Annotated in this window: 20 protein-coding genes, 2 tRNA genes and 1 riboswitch; of the genes, 8 read left to right on the top strand and 14 right to left on the bottom strand. The window is 65.2% G+C overall.

The window, feature by feature from the left end:
- Nucleotides 1–82 precede the first annotated feature (82 nt).
- Complete coding sequence (locus QF777_04115) at nucleotides 83–391, top strand: DUF5654 family protein (protein ID MDP6910734.1); 309 nt, start codon at nucleotides 83–85, stop codon at nucleotides 389–391.
- A gap of 33 nt (nucleotides 392–424) precedes the next feature.
- Here the strand turns inward: QF777_04115 and QF777_04110 are convergent, their stop codons facing one another.
- A complete protein-coding gene (locus tag QF777_04110) occupies nucleotides 425–1,255 on the bottom strand; it encodes an SDR family oxidoreductase (protein ID MDP6910733.1) in 831 nt (276 codons plus the stop codon).
- Between the two features lie 150 nt (nucleotides 1,256–1,405).
- On the bottom strand, nucleotides 1,406–1,675 hold the full coding sequence (locus tag QF777_04105) for a hypothetical protein (GenBank protein MDP6910732.1): 270 nt from the start codon (nucleotides 1,673–1,675) through the stop codon (nucleotides 1,406–1,408).
- A 139-nt stretch (nucleotides 1,676–1,814) separates the two neighbouring features.
- Here QF777_04105 and QF777_04100 point away from each other — a divergent pair, with 139 nt between their 5' ends.
- Complete coding sequence (locus QF777_04100) at nucleotides 1,815–2,462, top strand: alpha/beta hydrolase (GenBank protein MDP6910731.1); 648 nt, start codon at nucleotides 1,815–1,817, stop codon at nucleotides 2,460–2,462.
- Nucleotides 2,463–2,573: 111 nt separating this feature from the next.
- The gene (locus QF777_04095; GenBank protein MDP6910730.1) at nucleotides 2,574–3,164 is read left to right on the top strand and encodes a histidine phosphatase family protein; all 591 of its coding nucleotides are present in this window, start codon (nucleotides 2,574–2,576) and stop codon (nucleotides 3,162–3,164) included.
- A 232-nt stretch (nucleotides 3,165–3,396) separates the two neighbouring features.
- Here the strand turns inward: QF777_04095 and QF777_04090 are convergent, their stop codons facing one another.
- On the bottom strand, nucleotides 3,397–4,713 hold the full coding sequence (locus tag QF777_04090; protein ID MDP6910729.1) for a bifunctional o-acetylhomoserine/o-acetylserine sulfhydrylase: 1,317 nt from the start codon (nucleotides 4,711–4,713) through the stop codon (nucleotides 3,397–3,399).
- A gap of 89 nt (nucleotides 4,714–4,802) precedes the next feature.
- Nucleotides 4,803–4,928: riboswitch (SAM-I-IV-variant riboswitch) on the bottom strand.
- A gap of 173 nt (nucleotides 4,929–5,101) precedes the next feature.
- Between QF777_04090 and QF777_04085 the strand changes: the two genes are divergently transcribed.
- Nucleotides 5,102–5,467 (top strand): hypothetical protein, encoded by a 366-nt coding sequence (locus QF777_04085; GenBank protein MDP6910728.1) that lies wholly within the window; start codon nucleotides 5,102–5,104, stop codon nucleotides 5,465–5,467.
- Between the two features lie 51 nt (nucleotides 5,468–5,518).
- On the opposite strand, the gene QF777_04080 is transcribed toward QF777_04085, so the two are convergent.
- From QF777_04080 to QF777_04060, 5 genes are all read right to left on the bottom strand, one after another.
- Nucleotides 5,519–5,594, bottom strand: a tRNA-Glu gene (locus QF777_04080).
- Nucleotides 5,595–5,679: 85 nt separating this feature from the next.
- Nucleotides 5,680–5,751: transfer RNA gene (locus QF777_04075), tRNA-Gln, on the bottom strand.
- Between the two features lie 85 nt (nucleotides 5,752–5,836).
- Nucleotides 5,837–7,177, bottom strand: coding sequence for a glutamate--tRNA ligase family protein (locus QF777_04070; GenBank protein MDP6910727.1), 1,341 nt, complete (start codon nucleotides 7,175–7,177; stop codon nucleotides 5,837–5,839).
- Nucleotides 7,178–7,230: 53 nt separating this feature from the next.
- Entirely contained in the window at nucleotides 7,231–7,899 is a 669-nt protein-coding gene (locus tag QF777_04065; protein MDP6910726.1) for a TetR family transcriptional regulator, read from the bottom strand.
- 73 nt (nucleotides 7,900–7,972) lie between these two features.
- Nucleotides 7,973–9,118: a CoA transferase gene (locus QF777_04060; protein ID MDP6910725.1), complete on the bottom strand. Its 1,146-nt coding sequence runs from the start codon at nucleotides 9,116–9,118 to the stop codon at nucleotides 7,973–7,975.
- Nucleotides 9,119–9,228: 110 nt separating this feature from the next.
- Between QF777_04060 and QF777_04055 the strand changes: the two genes are divergently transcribed.
- From QF777_04055 to QF777_04045, 3 genes are read left to right on the top strand one after another with little or no spacing between them, the layout of a single operon-like run.
- Entirely contained in the window at nucleotides 9,229–9,534 is a 306-nt protein-coding gene (locus QF777_04055) for a hypothetical protein (protein MDP6910724.1), read from the top strand.
- A 57-nt stretch (nucleotides 9,535–9,591) separates the two neighbouring features.
- Nucleotides 9,592–11,121, top strand: coding sequence for a class I adenylate-forming enzyme family protein (locus tag QF777_04050; GenBank protein ID MDP6910723.1), 1,530 nt, complete (start codon nucleotides 9,592–9,594; stop codon nucleotides 11,119–11,121).
- A 10-nt stretch (nucleotides 11,122–11,131) separates the two neighbouring features.
- On the top strand, nucleotides 11,132–12,118 hold the full coding sequence (locus QF777_04045) for an enoyl-CoA hydratase/isomerase family protein (GenBank protein MDP6910722.1): 987 nt from the start codon (nucleotides 11,132–11,134) through the stop codon (nucleotides 12,116–12,118).
- A gap of 31 nt (nucleotides 12,119–12,149) precedes the next feature.
- Here QF777_04045 and QF777_04040 read toward each other — a convergent pair whose 3' ends face one another.
- The 3 genes from QF777_04040 to QF777_04030 all read right to left on the bottom strand — a co-directional run bounded on the left by QF777_04040 (nucleotide 12,150) and on the right by QF777_04030 (nucleotide 15,215).
- On the bottom strand, nucleotides 12,150–13,301 hold the full coding sequence (locus QF777_04040) for an acetyl-CoA C-acetyltransferase (protein MDP6910721.1): 1,152 nt from the start codon (nucleotides 13,299–13,301) through the stop codon (nucleotides 12,150–12,152).
- An 80-nt stretch (nucleotides 13,302–13,381) separates the two neighbouring features.
- A complete protein-coding gene (locus QF777_04035) occupies nucleotides 13,382–14,593 on the bottom strand; it encodes an acyl-CoA dehydrogenase family protein (protein MDP6910720.1) in 1,212 nt (403 codons plus the stop codon).
- 64 nt (nucleotides 14,594–14,657) lie between these two features.
- The gene (locus QF777_04030) at nucleotides 14,658–15,215 is read right to left on the bottom strand and encodes a hypothetical protein (protein ID MDP6910719.1); all 558 of its coding nucleotides are present in this window, start codon (nucleotides 15,213–15,215) and stop codon (nucleotides 14,658–14,660) included.
- 125 nt (nucleotides 15,216–15,340) lie between these two features.
- Between QF777_04030 and QF777_04025 the strand changes: the two genes are divergently transcribed.
- Nucleotides 15,341–16,600, top strand: a complete 1,260-nt coding sequence (locus tag QF777_04025) for a CoA transferase (GenBank protein MDP6910718.1) — start codon at nucleotides 15,341–15,343, stop codon at nucleotides 16,598–16,600.
- A 48-nt stretch (nucleotides 16,601–16,648) separates the two neighbouring features.
- Here the strand turns inward: QF777_04025 and QF777_04020 are convergent, their stop codons facing one another.
- From QF777_04020 to QF777_04010, 3 genes are read right to left on the bottom strand one after another with little or no spacing between them, the layout of a single operon-like run.
- Nucleotides 16,649–17,605 (bottom strand): alpha/beta hydrolase, encoded by a 957-nt coding sequence (locus QF777_04020; GenBank protein MDP6910717.1) that lies wholly within the window; start codon nucleotides 17,603–17,605, stop codon nucleotides 16,649–16,651.
- Nucleotides 17,606–17,654: 49 nt separating this feature from the next.
- Nucleotides 17,655–18,020, bottom strand: coding sequence for a hypothetical protein (locus QF777_04015; GenBank protein ID MDP6910716.1), 366 nt, complete (start codon nucleotides 18,018–18,020; stop codon nucleotides 17,655–17,657).
- A gap of 54 nt (nucleotides 18,021–18,074) precedes the next feature.
- Entirely contained in the window at nucleotides 18,075–18,578 is a 504-nt protein-coding gene (locus QF777_04010; protein MDP6910715.1) for a glycine/sarcosine/betaine reductase selenoprotein B family protein, read from the bottom strand.
- Nucleotides 18,579–18,631 lie beyond the last annotated feature (53 nt).

Raw genomic sequence — 18,631 nt, 5'->3', positions numbered from 1 at the left:
CTTGTCTGGACTGCAGTTTTGCGGGTCTCGCCTACGATGACCGAGCAGCGGGCCGAAGGTCTGACGGAGAGAAGCGGCGAACATGAGCGACTTCAGAGAGAACGTCGAGAAACTGAATATCCGCGGGATCGTGATGTCGTCGGTGATGACGGCGTTCGGTCTGGTAGTTGCCCTGTCCTGGAAGGACGCCATCAACGGTCTGGTGGCCCGGATCCTCCCGAACTCCGATGGCGGTTCGCTGCTCAGCCTGTTCATCACGGCGGGTGCAGTGACCCTGCTCGTGGTCGTGCTGGCCTCCGTAGCCCTAAGAATAAACCGTCGGCTGGAGGGTCAGCTGGAGCGTTTGACCGACCAACTCGAGAAGGTGGGCGACCTCTTCGAGAGGGACTGACACTGGTTCAGGCCCCTGCTCAGCTAGTCGATGTCAGTCGTGCCAGTCGAGGGCGGCACGCATCGTGGTTTCGAAATCCTCGAAGCTCATGGAGGTCTTGGTTGCGTCGATAAGTTCGGCGTCCCCGCCAACCAGCGTTCGAAATGGTGTCGAGGGGTCAGTGGCAGCACGAACAATGGAATCGGCGACGAGTTGGGGGTCGGCTGGGGTCCCGGTCCCGTCTCCGTCGAGGCTCGTCAACGAATCCCGAAATATGAGGGCCCGGTCCTCGTGAGGCGAACCCTCCCAGGCCGGGGGGAAGACAATGTTGTCGGAGAAGTTGGTCGGGAAACGCCCGGGTTCGATGAGATGGACCCGGATCCCAAGATGGGATACCTCAAAGTGGAGCGATTCAGTCAGGGCTTCGAGAGCGTGTTTCGATGCCGCGTAAGCGCCGCTGTAGGGCGGGGCCACCCGTCCGGCGATGCTGCTGACGTTTACTATTACTCCGCTTCCACGCTCGCTCCATGCTGGGAGAACCGCTCTCATGGTGCGTAGGGGACCCATGACGTTGGTCTCCAGTTGACGTTGCATGAGAACATCGTCAATCTGTTCTATCGCTCCCTGGACCTCGAAACCGGCGTTGTTGACCAGCACATCGATGCTTGCCGGGTCGGCGATAGCTGCTTCGACTGAGTCGGGATCGGTGACGTCGAGTTGACGGATCTCAATATCAAGACCTTCGCCCTCAGCAAGCCGTCGAAGGTCGTCACCTTTGGAGACGGTCCGCATGGTGGCCACCACCTGATGGCCCTGCCTGGCAAGGGTGAACACGGCCAACCTGCCGAAACCACTGTTACTGCCGGTGATAAGGATGGTCGCCATCCGGTGGAATATACGATCCTTCGCGCACAGTTCGCTGCACGTATCTGCACCTACCGGATCCCACACTGATCCACCTAGAGGCGCCCTTGTCTCGTAAGGAACAACGCTTGTGACGTATCGCCTGACGACGAGAGGTGTTCACCCCCGCTACTACCGGCCCACAAGGGTGGTCGCCTGCCTGGGGATTCTTTCGATGTGTGCCATCGAAGCCGCGTGCAGCAGCGACGCCCCAGACTCGCTGGTCTCGACCGCGGTGTCGGTCACGACCGCGGCGCCGGTCACGACGACAGCGCCAGCCACAACGACAGCGCCAGCCACAACGACAGCGCCAGCCACAACGACAGCGCCAGCCACAACGACAGCGCCGGTCACGACGACAGCGCCAGCCACAACGACAGCGACGGATGCGGGAGCATCCACATCCGTCGCTCCTCGAGCAAGGAAGGAGTCCGATCTCAATGCCGTCGGCCACGATCGGCTTCTCCGCATTTCCTACGGACCTGATCCTCTTCAGGCCGGCGATCTCAGGGTTCCGCCGGGAGACGGACCCTTTGGGGTCGTGGTCCTCATCCACGGGGGATTCTGGCGGTCGGGTTTCAATAGTTCATTGATGACGCTTCTGGCCGAGGACGCGACTGAGCGGGGAGTCGTGACCTGGAACATCGATTACCGGTCGGTGGGTGATTCGGGAGGGGGGTATCCGGGGACGTTGGAAGACGTCGCCCGGGCCATTGACCATCTCGCCCACCTAGACGAGCCGCTAGCACTCGACGATGTGATCGTGATCGGGCACTCGGCTGGTGGTCACCTTGCGCTCTGGGCGGGGAGTCGGGACCGGCTGTCTTCTGGCGACCCAGGTGCGAGTCCGGCCATCACACCACACACCGTCGTTGCTCAGGCCGCAGTTGTTGACCTGCGTTTAGCCGCTGAAGTGAACCTTGGATCGGGCGCAGTGCAAGCATTGCTAGGCGGTGAGCCCGATGAGGTTTCCGATCACTACAGGGTCGCCCAACCAGTCTTTGACGGCCCACGGATCATCGTCGTTCATGGGCGCTATGACCAGACCGTGCCCATCAGTCAGAGTTCGCTGATTCCCGAAGCAACCGGGATCTTCTCTGACACCGGCACCCACTTTGATGTATTGGACCCAGGACACGAACTCTGGCTCCGGACACTGGCTGAACTCGGCCTCAGCAACCCGAACTGACCTCAACAACTCGAACAAGGACAGCGGACAGCAAGGGTTGGACGTGGGGAGTTCCTGACATCGCAAGCCCACTAACGGCTAGAAAGGCATCGGCCCGTAGGTTCCGGGATCGTGGAACTCCTCGTCATCAGGCACGCGCTTCCCGAGGCCGAGGTTCGGTCCGACGGCCCCGCCGATCCACCATTGTCGGCGCTCGGTATACAACAGGCTGAGGCGACCGCCGAGTTCCTGGCCGACGAGACGGTCGATGCCATTGTGACCAGCACTATGCGTCGGGCCATCCAGACCGGCCAGCCCCTCGCCGACCGACTCGGCCTAACCCTGAAACGGCTCGACGGCCTCAAGGAATCCGATCACCGTCGCTCCAGCTACACGCCGGCCGAGGACATGGACGCCGACCACGAGGTGATCCGCGAGTTCATGGAGGACCCGCACCGCATGTTCTCCGACGGCTACGAGCCCTTCCGCGACCGGGTCCAGAAGACGTTTGACGAGATCGTGGCCACCCAAAGGGGTCGCACGGTGGCCGTGTTCTGCCACAGCATGGTGGCCAGCGTCTACATCCAGACGCTGCTCGGCCACGACGACCCGTTCGCTCTGATCAGTGACTACTGCGGGATCTCTAGAATTAGCGCCTCGTCTACCGGGGTCCGGACGTTGCGAAGTGTCAACGAGACCGCCCATCTCCGGCACCTGGTCTGAGGATCGCACCGAAGCAGCGCTGAGGCCCGGGGTCGATCAGGCCGGTCTGAGCAAGCACCATCTGGCAAACCCGTCCTCTGCGGTACCCTCCGCGGCCTTACGCAGCCGCCGATGGCGGCTGCGTAAGGATTTCCGCTGAGGTATTGGCAGCTATAGCACTGTGTCGCCTAGATCGCTTCCTGTGAGTGGAGCACATCCGGGAGTGACCGGCCCCAATCAGAATCTGGTTCCATTAGCGGGTTCGCGCCGCGGCAAACCCCACCTCCAGGTCGGCAATGATGTCATCGAGAGTCTCCAACCCAACTGAGAGTCGAACCAGTCCCGGCTCAACTCCAGTCGCCGACTGCTCCTCTTTAGTGAGCTGTGAGTGGGTAGTCGACGTCGGGTGGATAGCCAAGCTGCGCACATCGCCGATATTGGCGACGTGGCTGTGCAACTGGAGGGCGTCAACGAAGCGAGCCCCGGACTCATGTCCTCCCTCGATGATGAATGCCGGGACAGAGCCGTAACCTCGGCCGCTGCCGTACTCGGTTAGTCGGTCATGCCACGGACTACTCGACAGTCCGGCATATTGGACTCGTTCGACTTGGTCGTGGGAGTCGAGGTACTCGGCAACCGCCTGGGCGTTCGCAAAGTGCCGTTCCATCCGGTAACTCAGCGTTTCGAGTCCTTGGAGGAAGTAGAAGGCGTTCTGCGGAGAAACCGCCGCACCAATGTCACGGAGCAGTTGTACGCGGGCCTTGATGATGTACGCCCCGTTCCCGAGGGCCGGCCAGTAGGCAAGCCCGTGGTAACTGGGATCAGGTTCGGTGAAGTTGGGAAACCGGCCGCTGGCCCCATAGTCGAAGGTCCCGCCGTCCACGATTACGCCACCGACCGAGTTGCCGTGACCTCCAATGAACTTGGTCAAGGAGTGCACGACAATGTCCGCCCCTAGGGCTAGTGGGTTGAACAGGAACGGGGTTGAAACGGTGTTATCGACCACGAGGGGAATGCCCGCCTCGTGACCCAACTCTGAAATCCCTCTGATGTCGAGGCAGTCGTTTCTCGGATTCCCAATCGTCTCGCCGTAAAAGGCTTTGGTATTCGGCCGGATTGCCGCCCTCCACGCATCAAGGTCGTCAGGATCGTCGATGAAGGTCGTCTCAATCCCCAACTTGGGAAGGGTGTAGTGGAACAGGTTGTAGGTCCCCCCGTAGAGCGAAGCCGATGAAACGATGTGGTCGCCTGACTCAGCAAGGTTCAAGATCGCGATTGTCTCCGCGGCCTGACCCGAAGCAAGCGCCAAGGCTCCTGGGATCCCAATCGCTGTATCCGTTCCTCCCTCTAGTGACTGGAGGCGAGCCTCAAGCACCATCTGTGTCGGATTCATGATCCGGGTGTAGATGTTGCCAACCTCGGCTAGCGCGAAGAGGTCCGCGGCGTGTTGGCTGTCACGGAAGACGTATGAGGTTGTCTGATAGATGGGCACGGCCCGACTACCGGTTGCCGGATCAGGGTCCTGCCCGGCATGGATCTGTTTCGTTTCAAAGCCCCATTCGGCGCTCATTGGATTTCCTCCCGGCCCCGCAGGGCTCTAGTTGCGGGAGGACACCCTGATCGCCGGCGATGAACGTTCGAAGCCTCGCGGCATCGACAGTTCAGACACTTAGTTGCCCCGAATATCTAGTCGGGACCGCATCTCCGCACGAAGCGGACAGCACCTTGGGTGTCCATCCCAGGTTGCTGGGCACACCCGAAGGCGTACCGCTCTTGATGTGGAAACCAGTGAATCAACCTTGACAAGCTTTGACAACACTCAGATGGAACTATCAATCACCGAATAGAGGGCGATGTCCCGCCCGCCGTGCAACTTCCGGCATCGAGGGCTGCCTGGGCGGTACTGTCGTCAGAGGCGGGCCGACAGGCTCGGCGGAAGCGAGCACGGGGGTAGTGACATGCAGGAGTCGACGTGGGTGGGGATCACCTCAATGAGGTCACAGGCGGGCAGTTCCCTGATCCTCCCGTTCGTGCTGATGCACGGCGTGGTGCTGGTCATCATCGCCTTCGGCGGGGATGCGCTGGGTGACTCGAGCGTTCAACTGGCGGTGGCAGCCATCGCGGTGATCGGGTCGATGTGGACAACGTTGAACTTCGACGGGGTGTTCGCCGACTTTGCCGCGCTTAGGAAGGACATGCCCGACGGCGTGGCCTCCTCCAACTTCGGAGCCGCCCTACAGAAGTTGCCCATCGGTCCCATGCGGGCAATGGGCATCGTATTTTCGGCGCTCATCGTCGTAGCCGAACTCCTGGCCATCTACTAAACGGCCTTCGCCTTGAAACCAAAGGGCCGGCCCACGATTGGACCGGCCTCTTGGTACCCCGTACGGGATTCGAACCCGTGCTACCAGATTGAGAATCTGGCGTCCTAGGCCTCTAGACGAACGGGGCCAGAGCCGTCCGACGCCACCGATCCGGGGATCGGAACCGTCAGAGCGGCGGTCATTGTAGCGACGACGTCAGACGCCGCCTCTTGCTCGGGGGGGAGGACTCGAACCCCCAACGACTGGACCAGAACCAGCTGTGTTGCCAATTACACCACCCCCGAAGGTGGACCCCTGAGGGCCCGGTAAGCGTAACGGCGAGGCTGCAACGACCAACGCGACAGGTCGTCGTCGCGGTCGTGACGGGTACTACAGACGAGCTCTCGCCCGGGCGATCCGCCGAAGCACCTCGTCGCGCTCCATGCACACGGCCATCGTCTCGAACAGCGGAGGTCCGACGGTGCGACCGGTCACCGCTACCCGAACCGGGGCCTGAGCCTTCCCGAGCCTGAGGTCCAACGACTCCCCCACAGCAGCGACTGCCGCCAAGACCGAATCGGTGTCCCAGGCACAATCCGACAGCGCCACCGCCGCTCCATCGAGCATGGCGGCAGCAGATGGACCCTTCACCATCACCTTCTCCCAGGAGTCGGGATCATCGACCGGATCCTCCAGGAAGAGGAAGTCCACGAATCGGGGCATGTCGCTCAACGTCCGAAGCTTCTCCTGGACGAGGTCGACCATGGTCGAGAACTGGCCGGTGTCGAACCGGTCAGCCGGCCATGGCGCATCGGTGCCGACCCAGGGGGCCACCCGCTCCATGAAGTCCGGCTTGGACAACCCTCTTAGATGGCTGGCGTTCACATGCTCAAGCTTTTTGAGGTCGAAGAAGGCAGCCGCCTTGTTCACGTCTTGGATCCGGAACAGTTCCACGATTTCGGAAAGCGGCCTGACCTCGACGTCATCAGGCGGGCCCCACCCCAATAGGGCCAAGTAGTTGACCATGGCCTCCGGGAGATAGCCACGGGACCTGTAGTCGCCGATCGACACGTCATCTCGTCTCTTGGAGAGCTTCTTGCGCTGCTCGTTGACGAGTAGGGGCAGGTGGGCGTAGGTGGGCCGGGACACCCCGATGGCATCCAATAGGAGGAGGACCTTGGGCACCCCCGACAAGAGGTCCTCACCACGAATGGCATGGGTGATGCCCATGTCTGCGTCGTCCACCGCATTGGCCAGCAGGAACATGGGCGACCCGTTCGAGCGCCAGATGACGAAGTCCTCGAGGTCGTCGGTGGCGAACGAGACCTCGCCCCGAACCACGTCGGCGAAGGCCATGGTCGCTCCGACCGGCATCCGGAACCGCACGGCTAGACCCTCGACCAGTGTCGATCCCGCCACTTCCTGGTTGTCCGCGTCACACAGGTAGGCCAGACCCCGGCCGAGGAGGTCCTCGACGACCTCTCGGTGCCGGTCGCAGCGTTCGGACTGGAAGTACGGGCCCTCATCCCAGTCGAGACCCAACCATTCCAGCTCGGCCAGCAGGCTGTCGGTCAGGTCGGTGCGGTTCCGCTCGGCGTCGGTGTCCTCGATACGCAACACGAAGGTGCCGCCAGTCGAGCGGGCGTGTAGCCAGTTGAACAGTGCGGTGCGGGCACTACCTACGTGCAGGTAGCCGGTGGGAGAAGGGGCGAAGCGAACTCGGGGGGTCACCCGATGGAGACTACCGGTGACCCGTCAGGTGGCTCCGGGTCAGGTCTCAGGGATCAGACCACCCCGAGGATGGTTCGGCGGATGATCCCGGCCACCGTGTCCACCAGTACATCGTGGGAGACACCCCAACGCTCAAGGCCGTGCTGGTGGTTGGCCACATGGGCCAGCATCCCGACGACCACACCGGCGGACGCCATCGGATCGCCAGGAATGTGCCGTTCAGCCGCCAGGTCCATCAGCGCCTCGGTGGCCCCGGCCAGCAGGTTGGCCCGGATCTCCCGGAACCGGAGATCACCCTCCATCGAAGCCATGTCCAGTACCCGCAGGACCGGCTTGTGGAGGGTCCAGAACTCGAGCATGCCGTCAGCCACCCGGTGGGCCGACCCGTCGGGGTCGCCCTCCCAGTCCCGGTTGGTGACGAGCTTGGAGAGATCTTCGTGCCAGGCGTCGCCGAGGTCGGACGCCATGGCCAGCACAGCCGCTTCGACGTCAGGGAAGTACTGGTAGAAGGTGGCCGGCGACGTGCCGGCCTCGCGGGCGATGTCGACAACTTTGAGGTCTCGGTAGGCCACCGTGTCAAGAAGGACGCCGGTGGCATCAAGCATCTTCTGGCGGGTGGCCAGACCTCGGCGCCCGGGCACCCGACCATCGGACGCTCGCAGGTTCTGGGCATCATCGTCCAGGTCCTGAGCATCATCGTCGTCGGTCATCTGTTCGCTCACGGGCTGATGGTAGGCCGGAAGGGGTATCTGATGCTCCGTCAGGAATACGAGAACTTCATCGCTTTGGAGTGCTTCAATCCGCACTCTGGTCTACTTGCGGATCGGCGAGCCAACAGGCGACACCGGCCAACGAGAGGTCCAGGAGGGCACCAACCCCGTCCGCCAGGGCGGCCTGGACTGCCACGGCGGCTAACAAACCGGTAACCGGATCGGGAACAGCATCAGCCACGAAGCCCGGCGGGTCGTGCAGCATCAGTCCTCCGGAAACTGCAGCATCGTCCCCGAAGGCCACCCCACCCGACCTCGGACCGGTTCGCCCGTAGCCGGTGATCGAGGCCCACACCGTGCCGCGTTGCACCTCTTCGGCAGCGGAGATCCCCCAGTGAGCCAATGCCCTGGGTCGACTGGCCTCGAGCACCACGTCGGCCGCATCAACCAGCATGTGAACCAGTTCGAGGCCGTCAGCCGTCGATGGGTCCACGCTGATTTCTTCCTTAGTTCCGTTTAGCGATTCGAAGAACGTCGCTGGGCCGCGCCGTGCACCGTCCGGTCGTTGCACGCTCTCCACCTTCACGACCCGGCATCCGGCCCGGGCCAGAAGCGCGCCGCAGAGCGGGGCCGCCCAGAGCGAACCGAATTCGACGACCAGCGGCTGCCTCTTCACCTCGGCCCGGTCAGCACCGATGGTCACCACTAGCGGTCGATCCGGTGCAGTACCCGGTACGCCGAGGGGCATGCCGAGCAGGTCGGCCCTCTTGGCCAGTTCTGCACCTGCAAGAAGGGAGACAGCCCGACGCACTGCCGGCCAGTCAGCCGGATCCATGGTGGATTCCAGGAGAGCCGGAATGGAAGCCACGTCGTCGGGCCGGGCCAGATTCAGACAGACGAGCCCGTCGGCGGCCTCGACGAGGTGGGCCTCACCCCCAACCGACGTCGCCCCTCGACGGCCGAGACCGGCCGCCACCGCCCGTTCGGCAACCAGCACCGGCCCCTCCACGACCAGGCCGCTTAGCGCCTCGAGCATCGATGTCAATACGGCGAGTCCGTTGGCCACCCCGTTGGGCACCCTTCGGGGCGGACCATTGGCCGGGCCACTCAGCACTGCGGCCCGTGACGCCTCCCATCTCCGGGTTGCCGACCCTGAATCGTCTACACGAGGAGGCTCGCCGGTCCGGCGAAACACCTCGTCGAGCATCGGCGTGCTGTCGGACCGGGACATCGAATCGACGCTACTCATTGCTGTGGATCGGCTCCGGGCCGGAGTGGCCCGACGGCCGTCAATAGGCGATGCTCTTGGCCTCCGACCACCACTCATGCCCTGGAGTCCCCATGCCCAACCTCAAGCCCGGAAGCCGGTTCACCAGCGACGTCTGCACCACCGAGGTGATCGTCGTGAAGGGCGCCGGTGAGGCCGACCTGCGTTGTGGCGGAGTACCCATGGCGTCCGCCGGTTCCGCCTCTGGTACCGGCACCCCCGTTTCGGGCGCCGACGGCGGAACCCTGATGGGCAAGCGGTACGTCGATGCCGAGGAGACCGTCGAGGTGCTCTGCACCAAGCCTGGTGACGGCTCGCTCGGTCTGGGCGACACATTGCTGGACCTCAAGGAGGCTAAGCCCCTCCCCGCCTCAGACTGAGGCGAACCAGACGTCCGCCAGATAGCCGACCAGGAAGCCGACCCAACCGTGAACCTGATGATGCTGCTGGAGATGGCGGCTGCCGGATTCGGCGACCGAATCGCCGTCGGGTCCCTCGATGGCGGCCTGACCTTCCAGCAGTTGTTCGACCGGGCCGGAGTGGCAGCTGATCGTTTTCGGGCCGCCGGGGTCGACGCGGTGGCTATGGCCGATGTGTCGTCGGCCGCCCTGCCCATCTCCCTGTTCGGCGCGGCGTGGGCCGACCTTCCGTTCGTGCCACTGAACTACCGCCTCACCGACGATGAGCTGGCCACGCTCGCCGGACGGATCGCCCCGGCGATCGCCGTGGTGGGTCCTGAGGCCACCGGTCGCCTCTCCGGGGTGGACGGCGTGTCAGTCGTGGACAGGGACGCCCTGCTGGCCGACCTTGTCGACGCCTTGGCGCCTTCTCCCGAATGGGACATGGAGGGTGAGGGAACGGCCATCCTCTTGTTCACCAGTGGCACGACCGGCGATCCCAAGGCCGCCGTACTTCGCCACCGGCATCTCGTGTCCTACGTGCTCGGCTCAGTCGAGTTCATGGGGGCAGGCGAGGAGGAGGCGGCTCTGGTCAGCGTGCCGCCTTACCACGTGGCGGGCATGGCAGCCATCCTGTCTAACGTCTATGCCGGTCGGCGCATCGTGCAGTTACCCGCCTTCGACGCTGCCGCCTGGGTCGATCTGGTGCGCACTGAAGGCGTCACCAGCGCCATGGTGGTACCCACCATGCTGACCCGGATCGTCGAATACCTCGACGCGGAGGTCGCGGACGATGCGACTCCAGACGGGGCTTACCTGCCCAGCCTCAGGTCGCTGTCCTACGGCGGGGGGAAGATGCCCCGCCCAACCATCGAACGGGCCCTCCAACTTCTTCCCGACACGGCCTTCGTCAACGCCTACGGGTTGACCGAGACGAGCTCCACGGTGGCCCTTTTGGGTCCACAGGAGCACCGCGAGGCCCTGGCCAGCGACGACGAATCCATCCGGGCCCGCCTCGGTTCGGCAGGGCGTCCGCTGCCCAGCATCGAGGTGTCGATCCGCGACGAGGACGGAACCGAAGTGGCCACCGGCGAGCCGGGGGAGATCTGGGTGCGGGGCGAACAGGTGTCCGGCGAGTACCGGGGCCTGGCGCCCCGCCTGACCTCTGAGGGCTGGTTCCCCACCCACGACGGCGGCTGGATGGGAGACGACGGCTTCCTCCACGTGTCGGGCCGGATCGACGACGTCATCGTCAAGGGCGGCCAGAACATCTCCCCCAGCGAAATTGAGGCCGTGCTCGTCGACCACCCCGGGGTGTCCGATGCGGCAGCCATTGGCCTGCCTGATGCGCAGTGGGGCGAACGGATCGTGGCCGCCGTGGTCCGCTCCACCGGCTCGACGGTGGGTGCCGACGAGTTGCAGGAAGCCGTACGGGCCGAGCTGCGTTCCAACCGCACGCCGGACCACGTGGCGTTCGTGGACGCCCTCCCCTACAACGACACCGGGAAACTCCTCCGGCGGGTCCTGCGGGCCGACCTGGCCGACCTCGGCGACGGTTCGACCCAATGAAACCAACCTCGTGACTGGTTCGGGCTCCGTCCGGGTCTGGTCCGCTGCTGAGGCCACCGATCTGCTGAGCGCACCGACCGTCGACCTGGACCTTGGCGCCCTAAGGGATGCACCGGTGCTGGTGATCGACGACGCCGACCGTCTGACTGCGGGGACCACAGCCGTGCTGGATGGGCTTCCACTCGTCTCGGTAGGCATCGCTCCTGTGGGCACGGCACCTGCCCTGGACGTCCTGGTCGCCGATCCCGATGCGGCGGCCGCGGTGGTCGACGGGGTGATGGCCAACCCGATGGCCGCCGTGACCTGCTGCCAGGTGCTCCGTCACGGTGGTGGCATGTCGACCGATGGTGGGCTGCTCCTCGAGAGCACGGCCTTTGGCACCTTGCAGGGCGGACCGGAGTTCGCCCGCTGGTTGGACGGCCGTGGACGTCGGGCCCGCCCCGGGGAATCCGACCCGCCGGTCTTGGTGGATGCCTCCGGCGATGTCGTCCGGCTGACGCTGAATCGACCCCGGCTCCGCAACGCCTGGTCGGCGGCCATGCGTGACGCCCTCGTCGAAGCACTTCGCCCGCTCGCTGTCTCGGGCGATGATCGGCCCGTTCACCTGACCGGCGCCGGGTCAGCCTTCTGCTGCGGCGGAGACCCGGCCGAGTTCGGAACAGTCGACAACTCGGCGACGGCCCACCTGATCCGGTCGTCGGGCAACGCCGCTTCGTGGCTGGATCGGCTGGCCCCACGCCTGACGGTGACCGTCCAGGGACCGGCGGTCGGGTCGGGCGTGGAGTTGGCCGCTTTTGCCGATCGGATCGAGGCCACTGCTGCAGCGACGTTCCGGCTGCCAGAGGTCTCCATGGGACTGATCCCGGGTGCTGGCGGGACGGTCAGCGTGCCCCGGCGGATTGGTCGCCAACGCACCGCGTGGTTGTGCCTGACCGGCACCACCATCGACGTCGCCACGGCACTCGACTGGGGCCTGGTCGATACGTTTCTTGACTGAACTCCTGGGGCAGGCCGTGCGGACCACCAGATCAGAGCCGCTCGAGGATGGTTACGTTGGCCTGGCCGCCGCCCTCACACATGGTCTGGAAGCCATAGCGGCCACCGGTGCGCTCCAACTCGTACAGGAGCGTCGTCATGAGCTTTGCGCCGCTGCATCCCAGCGGATGCCCCAGCGCGATCGCTCCACCGTTCACGTTGACCTTCTCGTGCGGCACGCTGTGTTCGAGCATCCACGCCAGCGGCACCGGGGCGAACGCCTCGTTGCACTCGAAGAGGTCGAAGTCGTCGATCGACATGCCCGTCTTCTCTAGCGCGTGGGTGGTCGCTGCAATCGGGCCGGTGAGCATGTAGATCGGGTCATCGCCCCGAACACTCATGTGGTGGATTCGGGCCCGGGGGGTCAGGCCATGATCGGCGACCGCCTGTTCCGACGCGATCAACAGGGCGGCCGCGCCGTCGCTGACCTGACTGGCCAGCGCTGCGGTGATCCGTCCACCCTCGACCAGTGGCGCCAGTTGCGCCATCTTCTCCAGGCTGCCGCCTCGACGAGGGCCCTCGTCGGCCTCGACGTCGGCTAACGGGCTGACCTCGGAATCGAACCGGCCCTCGTCGATGGCCCTGATGGCCCGCTGGTGGCTCTCGAAGGCGAAGGCCTCCATGGTCTCGCGAGAAAAGTCCCACTTCTCGGCGATCATCTCGGCGCCCCGGAACTGGGACACTTCCTGAGTGCCGTAGCGATCCACCCACCCGGTCGAGCCGCTGAAGGGGTCTTCATGGCCGAACGGCTTGGCGGCCTCGAGGGCTAGGCCGATGGGAATCATGCTCATGTTCTGCATGCCGCCAGCCACCACCAGATCCTGTACTCCGGCCATGACGCCCATCGCCGCGAAGCTCACGGCCTGCTGGCCCGAACCGCACTGGCGATCCACGGTGGTGCCGGGGACGGCCTCGGGCAGACCGGCAGCCAACCAGGCCGTACGGGCAATATCTCCGGCCTGGGGGCCGAGGTTGTCCACACAGCCCATGACCACGTCGTCGACGGCCATCGGGTCGACGTCGTTGCGTTCCAAGACGCCGCTGATCACGTGCGCTCCCAGGTCGGCGGGATGCACCTGGGACAACCCGCCGCCCTTCTTGCCCGTGGGCGTTCGAATGGCGTCGACGATGTAGGCCTCGGACATGGGACTGCTCCTGGGTTGCGGAGAGGAAAGGGATCAGTGCGAAAAGCGTACGGGACGGCGAGTCGGTGGCCCCGATCGGCCTAACGGGGCTCCCGTGGCAGGCCGAGGACTCGTTCGCCGATCACGTTGCGTTGCACCTGGTTTGACCCGCCGTAGATGGTGTGGGACCGGCTGTAAAGAAAGGTGCGCTGTAGGCGGTCTAACCGGTAGTTGGCCCCGAGGGGATCCTCGAGCGGTGAGGTGGCGTCGACCCCAATCATGCCGCTGGCTCCACGAATCCGGATTCCCAGTTCACCGAGGCGACGGTGCCACGAGGCCCAGTAGAGCTTCCCGATGGACATCTCCGGGCCGGGCACGCCGTCAGCCACCAGCGCGGTGAGCATCCGGAGTTGGTTGTAACGGAGAATTTCCAGTTCGCTCCATGCCCGCATGAGGTCCTGGCGAAGCGACGGGTCCTCGATCGACCCGTTGTTCCGGGCCAGGTCCATGAGGGCATCAAGTTCTTGTCGGTACCCGGTCTGCTGGCCGAGGGTCGAGGCTCCCCGCTCGAATCCGAGGGTTCCCATGGCCACCGCCCAGCCGCCGCCCACCTCGCCGACCACTAGATCGGCGTCGGTCTCGGCGTCGTCGAAGAACACCTCGTTGAACTCGGTGCCACCGGTGATCTGCACGATGGGTCGCATCTCGATGCCAGCCTGGTCCATGGGCACCAGGAGGTAGGAGAGTCCGGCGTGGCGTTCGGTGGTCGGGTCGGTCCGGCAGACCACGAAGGCCCACTGGGCGAACTGGGCCAGCGACGTCCAGATCTTCTGGCCGGTGACCAACCACCGGTCGCCGTCCAGGCGGGCCCGGGTGGCCACGTTGGCCAGGTCCGAGCCGGCGTCGGGCTCGGAATACCCCTGACACCAGTGTTCGATACCGGCGAGGATCGGGCGGACGAACCGTTCCTGCTGGGCCTCGGTCCCGTAGGCCACCACGGTCGGTCCGAGCAGGTTCAGTCCGATGTTGGGAAAGCGTCCAGGGGCCCGGGCCTCCACGTACGTCTGGTGGAAGATCACCTGCTCGGTCAGGGTGGCGTCACGTCCTCCGAGGTGGACCGGGTAGTCGATGCCGAGCCACCCGCCGGAGGCCAGTTCGCGCTCCCACTCCAGGAGGAGTTCGGGGGCCACGTCTTCCTGGCCTACCCCGCCACGACCCCGTAGGTCAGCGAACTCGCCCACCAGGTGTTCCGCTAGCCAGGTGCGTACCTCGTCGGCGAAGGCCTCTTCGGTCGGGGTACGGGTGAAGTCCACGGCCAAACGGTACTCCGGCCCTCCATTGATCTGACGGTCCGTCAGATCAACCTATTTCCTTCGACTAGGCGAGCAGCCGGGCAAGAGCTGTGGCAATGCCATCTAGTCGATCGGCGCATCGTCGGTACTCGTTGATCGGTTCGCCCCATGGATCGGCCACCTCGTCGGCCACCCGTCCGGTGGTGAAGTGGCCGCCCCGGGCCCCGTCCAGTACCCGGATCCACTCGTCCAACGGTCGATCCTCCCGTGGACCGACCAGCCCTCCAAGCCGTACCACCTCGCCGGCCAGGAAGTTCCGGGCACGGACCGGGGGATCGAGCGCAGAAACGGCTGCCTGATGGAGGCGGGTCATGGCCACCACCAGGTCGGCGCCGGCCACCAGTTCAAAGGTCAACGACCTGCTGACATGCCCACCGAGGTCGATGCCTCGCTCGGCGAGCACCTCAACAGCCAATGGGTGCGCCCCGGCTCCGTCCGCGCCCCCACGGACCTCGGTCCCAGCTGATGCCACCGTCGGGAACAATGCCGAAACGTCCCCGCCGCGCTCGTTCAGGCGGGCCCGCAGCACCGCCTCAGCCATGGCCGACCGGCAGGTGTTGCCGGTACACACGAACAAGATCACCGTCCGACGGTACCCGGCGTGTTCTTGTCGGACCGTCGGTCCCATGGGACACTCAATCATGGAGAACGTTTTCCCGTTGATTATCACCATCCTGTCTGTCGCAGCCTCAGGAGGAAGTGGCGGACATGACTGAAACAGGAGTTGGTCGGGACACGGTTCCGAACGAGGGAGTGGCGACCGGCCCCATGCGAGGCGTGAAGGTCGTGGAACTCGGTGTGTGGGTCGCCGGCCCCGCCGCCGGCGGGATCCTCGCCGACTGGGGGGCCGACGTGGTCAAGATCGAACCCCCGTCGGGCGACCCGTGCCGCATGTTCCAGTGGATGCTGGGCGGCGACATGCCCACCAACCCGATATTCGAGATGGACAACCGATCCAAAAAGGGCATCGCCGTCGACCTCGGAACCGACGACGGTATGGCTATCGCCATGGAACTCCTGGCCGATGCCGATGTGTTCGTGACCAACCTTCGGGTCGGTGCGCTCGAACGCCTGGGCCTCGATCACGCGTCGGTCAGCGAGCGACTACCTCGCCTCGTGTACTGCCAGATCACCGGTTACGGCTCCGAGGGTCCCGATGCCGACCGGGCGGCCTTCGACATTGGCGCCTTCTGGGCTCGGTCCGGGGTGGCCGGCCTGCTAACGCCACCGGGCGGCGATCCTCCCTTCCAACGTGGTGGGATGGGCGACCACTCGACCGGCCTCGCCGCTGCCGCCGCAGTGTCAGCCGCCCTGTTTGACCGGGAACGGACCGGTCAGGGCCAACTCGTCGAAACGTCGCTCATTCGCCAGGGCGCCTACACCATCAGTTTCGACCTGAACCTGCTACTGATGTGGGGCGTCACCCTGGAGATCGGCGAACGCACGTCTATGGGTAATCCGGCCATGAACAACTACACGGCGGGCTGCGGTCGACGGTTCTGGATCGTCGGGCTGGAGGGCGAGCGCCATTGGCCGCCGTTGGCCCGGGCAGTCGGCCACCCCGAGTGGTTGGACGACGAGCGGTTCGCCCGACCCCGGGAGCGGGCGGCCAATGCATCTGAACTCGTCAGCATGCTGGACGGGATCTTCGCCACCCAGACGCTGGACGAGTGGACCGAGGTGTTCGCCACGGAACCCGACTTCTTCTGGGCGCCCATCAACTCACCCGACGACCTATTGGCCGACCCTGCCTTCCACGGTTCGGGCGCTCTGGTCGACGTTCCCGACGACGTGTCGTCGACCACCATGGTGGCCACGCCGGTGGACTTCCGTGGGACACCGTGGGCGGCCCGGTCGACGGCGCCTACCATCGGCCAGCACACCCGCGAGGTACTGATGGCCATGGGTCGTACCGGTGCCGAGATCGATGCCCTGGTGGCTGCTGGAACGGTGGCCGAACCGAACTGACCTGCGGGCCTGGTCGACGGGCCTTCCGACTGGGCCTAACCGACGGGGCTAACCGACAGGCAGCGCCCCGACGGCCGCTCGTAGGGCCGCCAGGTCGGTATCTCGTGCCGCTTCCGATGACGGCACCAGCGGAGCGACGATCCAGTACCCGTGGATCTGCTCCTCGTGATAGATCACATCGACCGGCACGCCAGCCGATCGGAGCACCTCGGCATAGCCCAGGCACTCATCTCGTAGCGGATCGAAACCGCCCACCATCAAGGTGGCCGGCGGAAGGCCCACATGGTTCTCGGCGCGTATCGGCGCGGCTAGGGGCTCTGCGGTCAGATCCTGATCTCCGGCAACGTTTTCGGCGAACCACCGCATGGTCCTCAACTCCAGGAAGTACCCCGTGGCGTTTTCCTCCAACGACGGCCAGCGTCCTGAGTCGTAGTCGAAATCGGTGGCCGGATAGATCAGGAACTGGTGGGCGATGGTCGGACCACCACGATCCCTGGCCAGCAGAGACAGAATCGCACTCAGGTTGCCGCCGGCACTGTCACCGGCCACCACCAGTCGCTCAGGATCGATCCCGAGTTCGGCTGCGTGCTCCGACACCCAGCAGAGGGCCGCCCAGGAGTCGTCTACGGCCGCTGGAAAGGGATGCTCGGGGGCAAGCCGGTACTCGAGGGCCACCACCACCGCTCCAGCGGTTGACGCCACGGCCCGAAACTGCTCGTCGTAGCCCTCCAGGTCGCCAATCGTCCACCCGCCACCATGCAGGTGAAGTACCACGGGGGCCCGGTCGCCCAGCCCCTCCGCCCGGTAGACGCGTATTGGGAGGTCGCCATCGGGCCCGGGAATCATCCGTTCGGTTACCTCAGACACCTCGGCGGCGAGGTGCTGCCCACTGGTGCAGAGGGCCCGGTAACCCTCCCGGAGTTCCTCGACATCGATGGGGCCATCGGGATCCCGCCGATTGGCGATGACATCCAACAGTGGTTGCAGGTCGGAAGCGACGGGCATGGGATTCCTCCGGGACTGGGAGTCAGCAAAGTTGGTCAGTAAACGGGAATCACGAACCCGATCCGGCGGCCAGCCGGTCGGACTCATACTGGTACTGCGGGGTGTCGACGCGGACGTTGCGGGAGTCTCCCGGGTCGCCGTCCCTCGACGCATCCTCCTCGGACTCCATCCCGGTGGGCGTGGCCCGCTGCTTCCAGGAGCCGTCGCGGTCCCAGGTCACGCCGGTGGTGGCAATGGTCCCCGGGGCGTCCATGTTGACTGCCGCGTTCAGTGCCCGACGCAGCAAGTCGCGTTGGAACTCCGGTTGGTGGGGCCGACCGACGGTATGGCCCAGCGGCAGGTCCGAGAAAGCGGCCCTCGGCGGGTTCACCGACGCGGTGATGCTGTACGCAGATGTCAGGCACAAGGTCGGCACGCCGGCAGCCTCCAATGCCCTCGCTACCAGACCCACGGTCTGGTGACAGACCGGTCAGACGGGCACCAGCAGGGCCAGGTCGACGTCCATGGCCGTAATCTCAGCAACAACGGCTGGGGCCAGTTCCTCGGTGGCCCGACGGACGGAGTAGATGCCACCCATGCACCCCAGTGCCGTGGGAGCCAAGCCGCCGATCACGCCCTCGTCGACCAGGTCGCGAAGCCGGTCCACGGGGAACACGATGTTCGGGTCCTCGCGGGCCGGCTCGAGGTCGTAGGCGAAGTGGGTAACCCGGATGTCGGTGGCCGGATCGGCCGATGGGATGCGCCGGACACCGGTGTCGTCCTTCCAGTGGAAGGCCGTCTGTCCCTCGCGATAGGCGCCGCCTGATCCGATTAGGGCCACCGTCGACTCGGCGAGGGGTCGGGCCAGCGGCGTCCACGGCGGCGTATCGGTCAACTTGGCCCACTGGTACGGGGGGTAGCCCAGGAGGTCGTACCGGTCGCGGGTCAGGGCGATGTAGTCGATCGGCGTTGACGTCTCCGGTCGGGCTTCCATGCCCTCATCGTGGCATCCACGACCCGGTGGGCGACGACCCGGAAGCTCGGAAG

It is taken from the genome of Acidimicrobiales bacterium (genome assembly GCA_030747595.1).
GTDB lineage: Bacteria > Actinomycetota > Acidimicrobiia > Acidimicrobiales > MedAcidi-G1 > UBA9410.
Note: the sequence above shows the minus strand (reverse complement) of the source record. Positions and strands in the feature narration are given on the sequence as shown.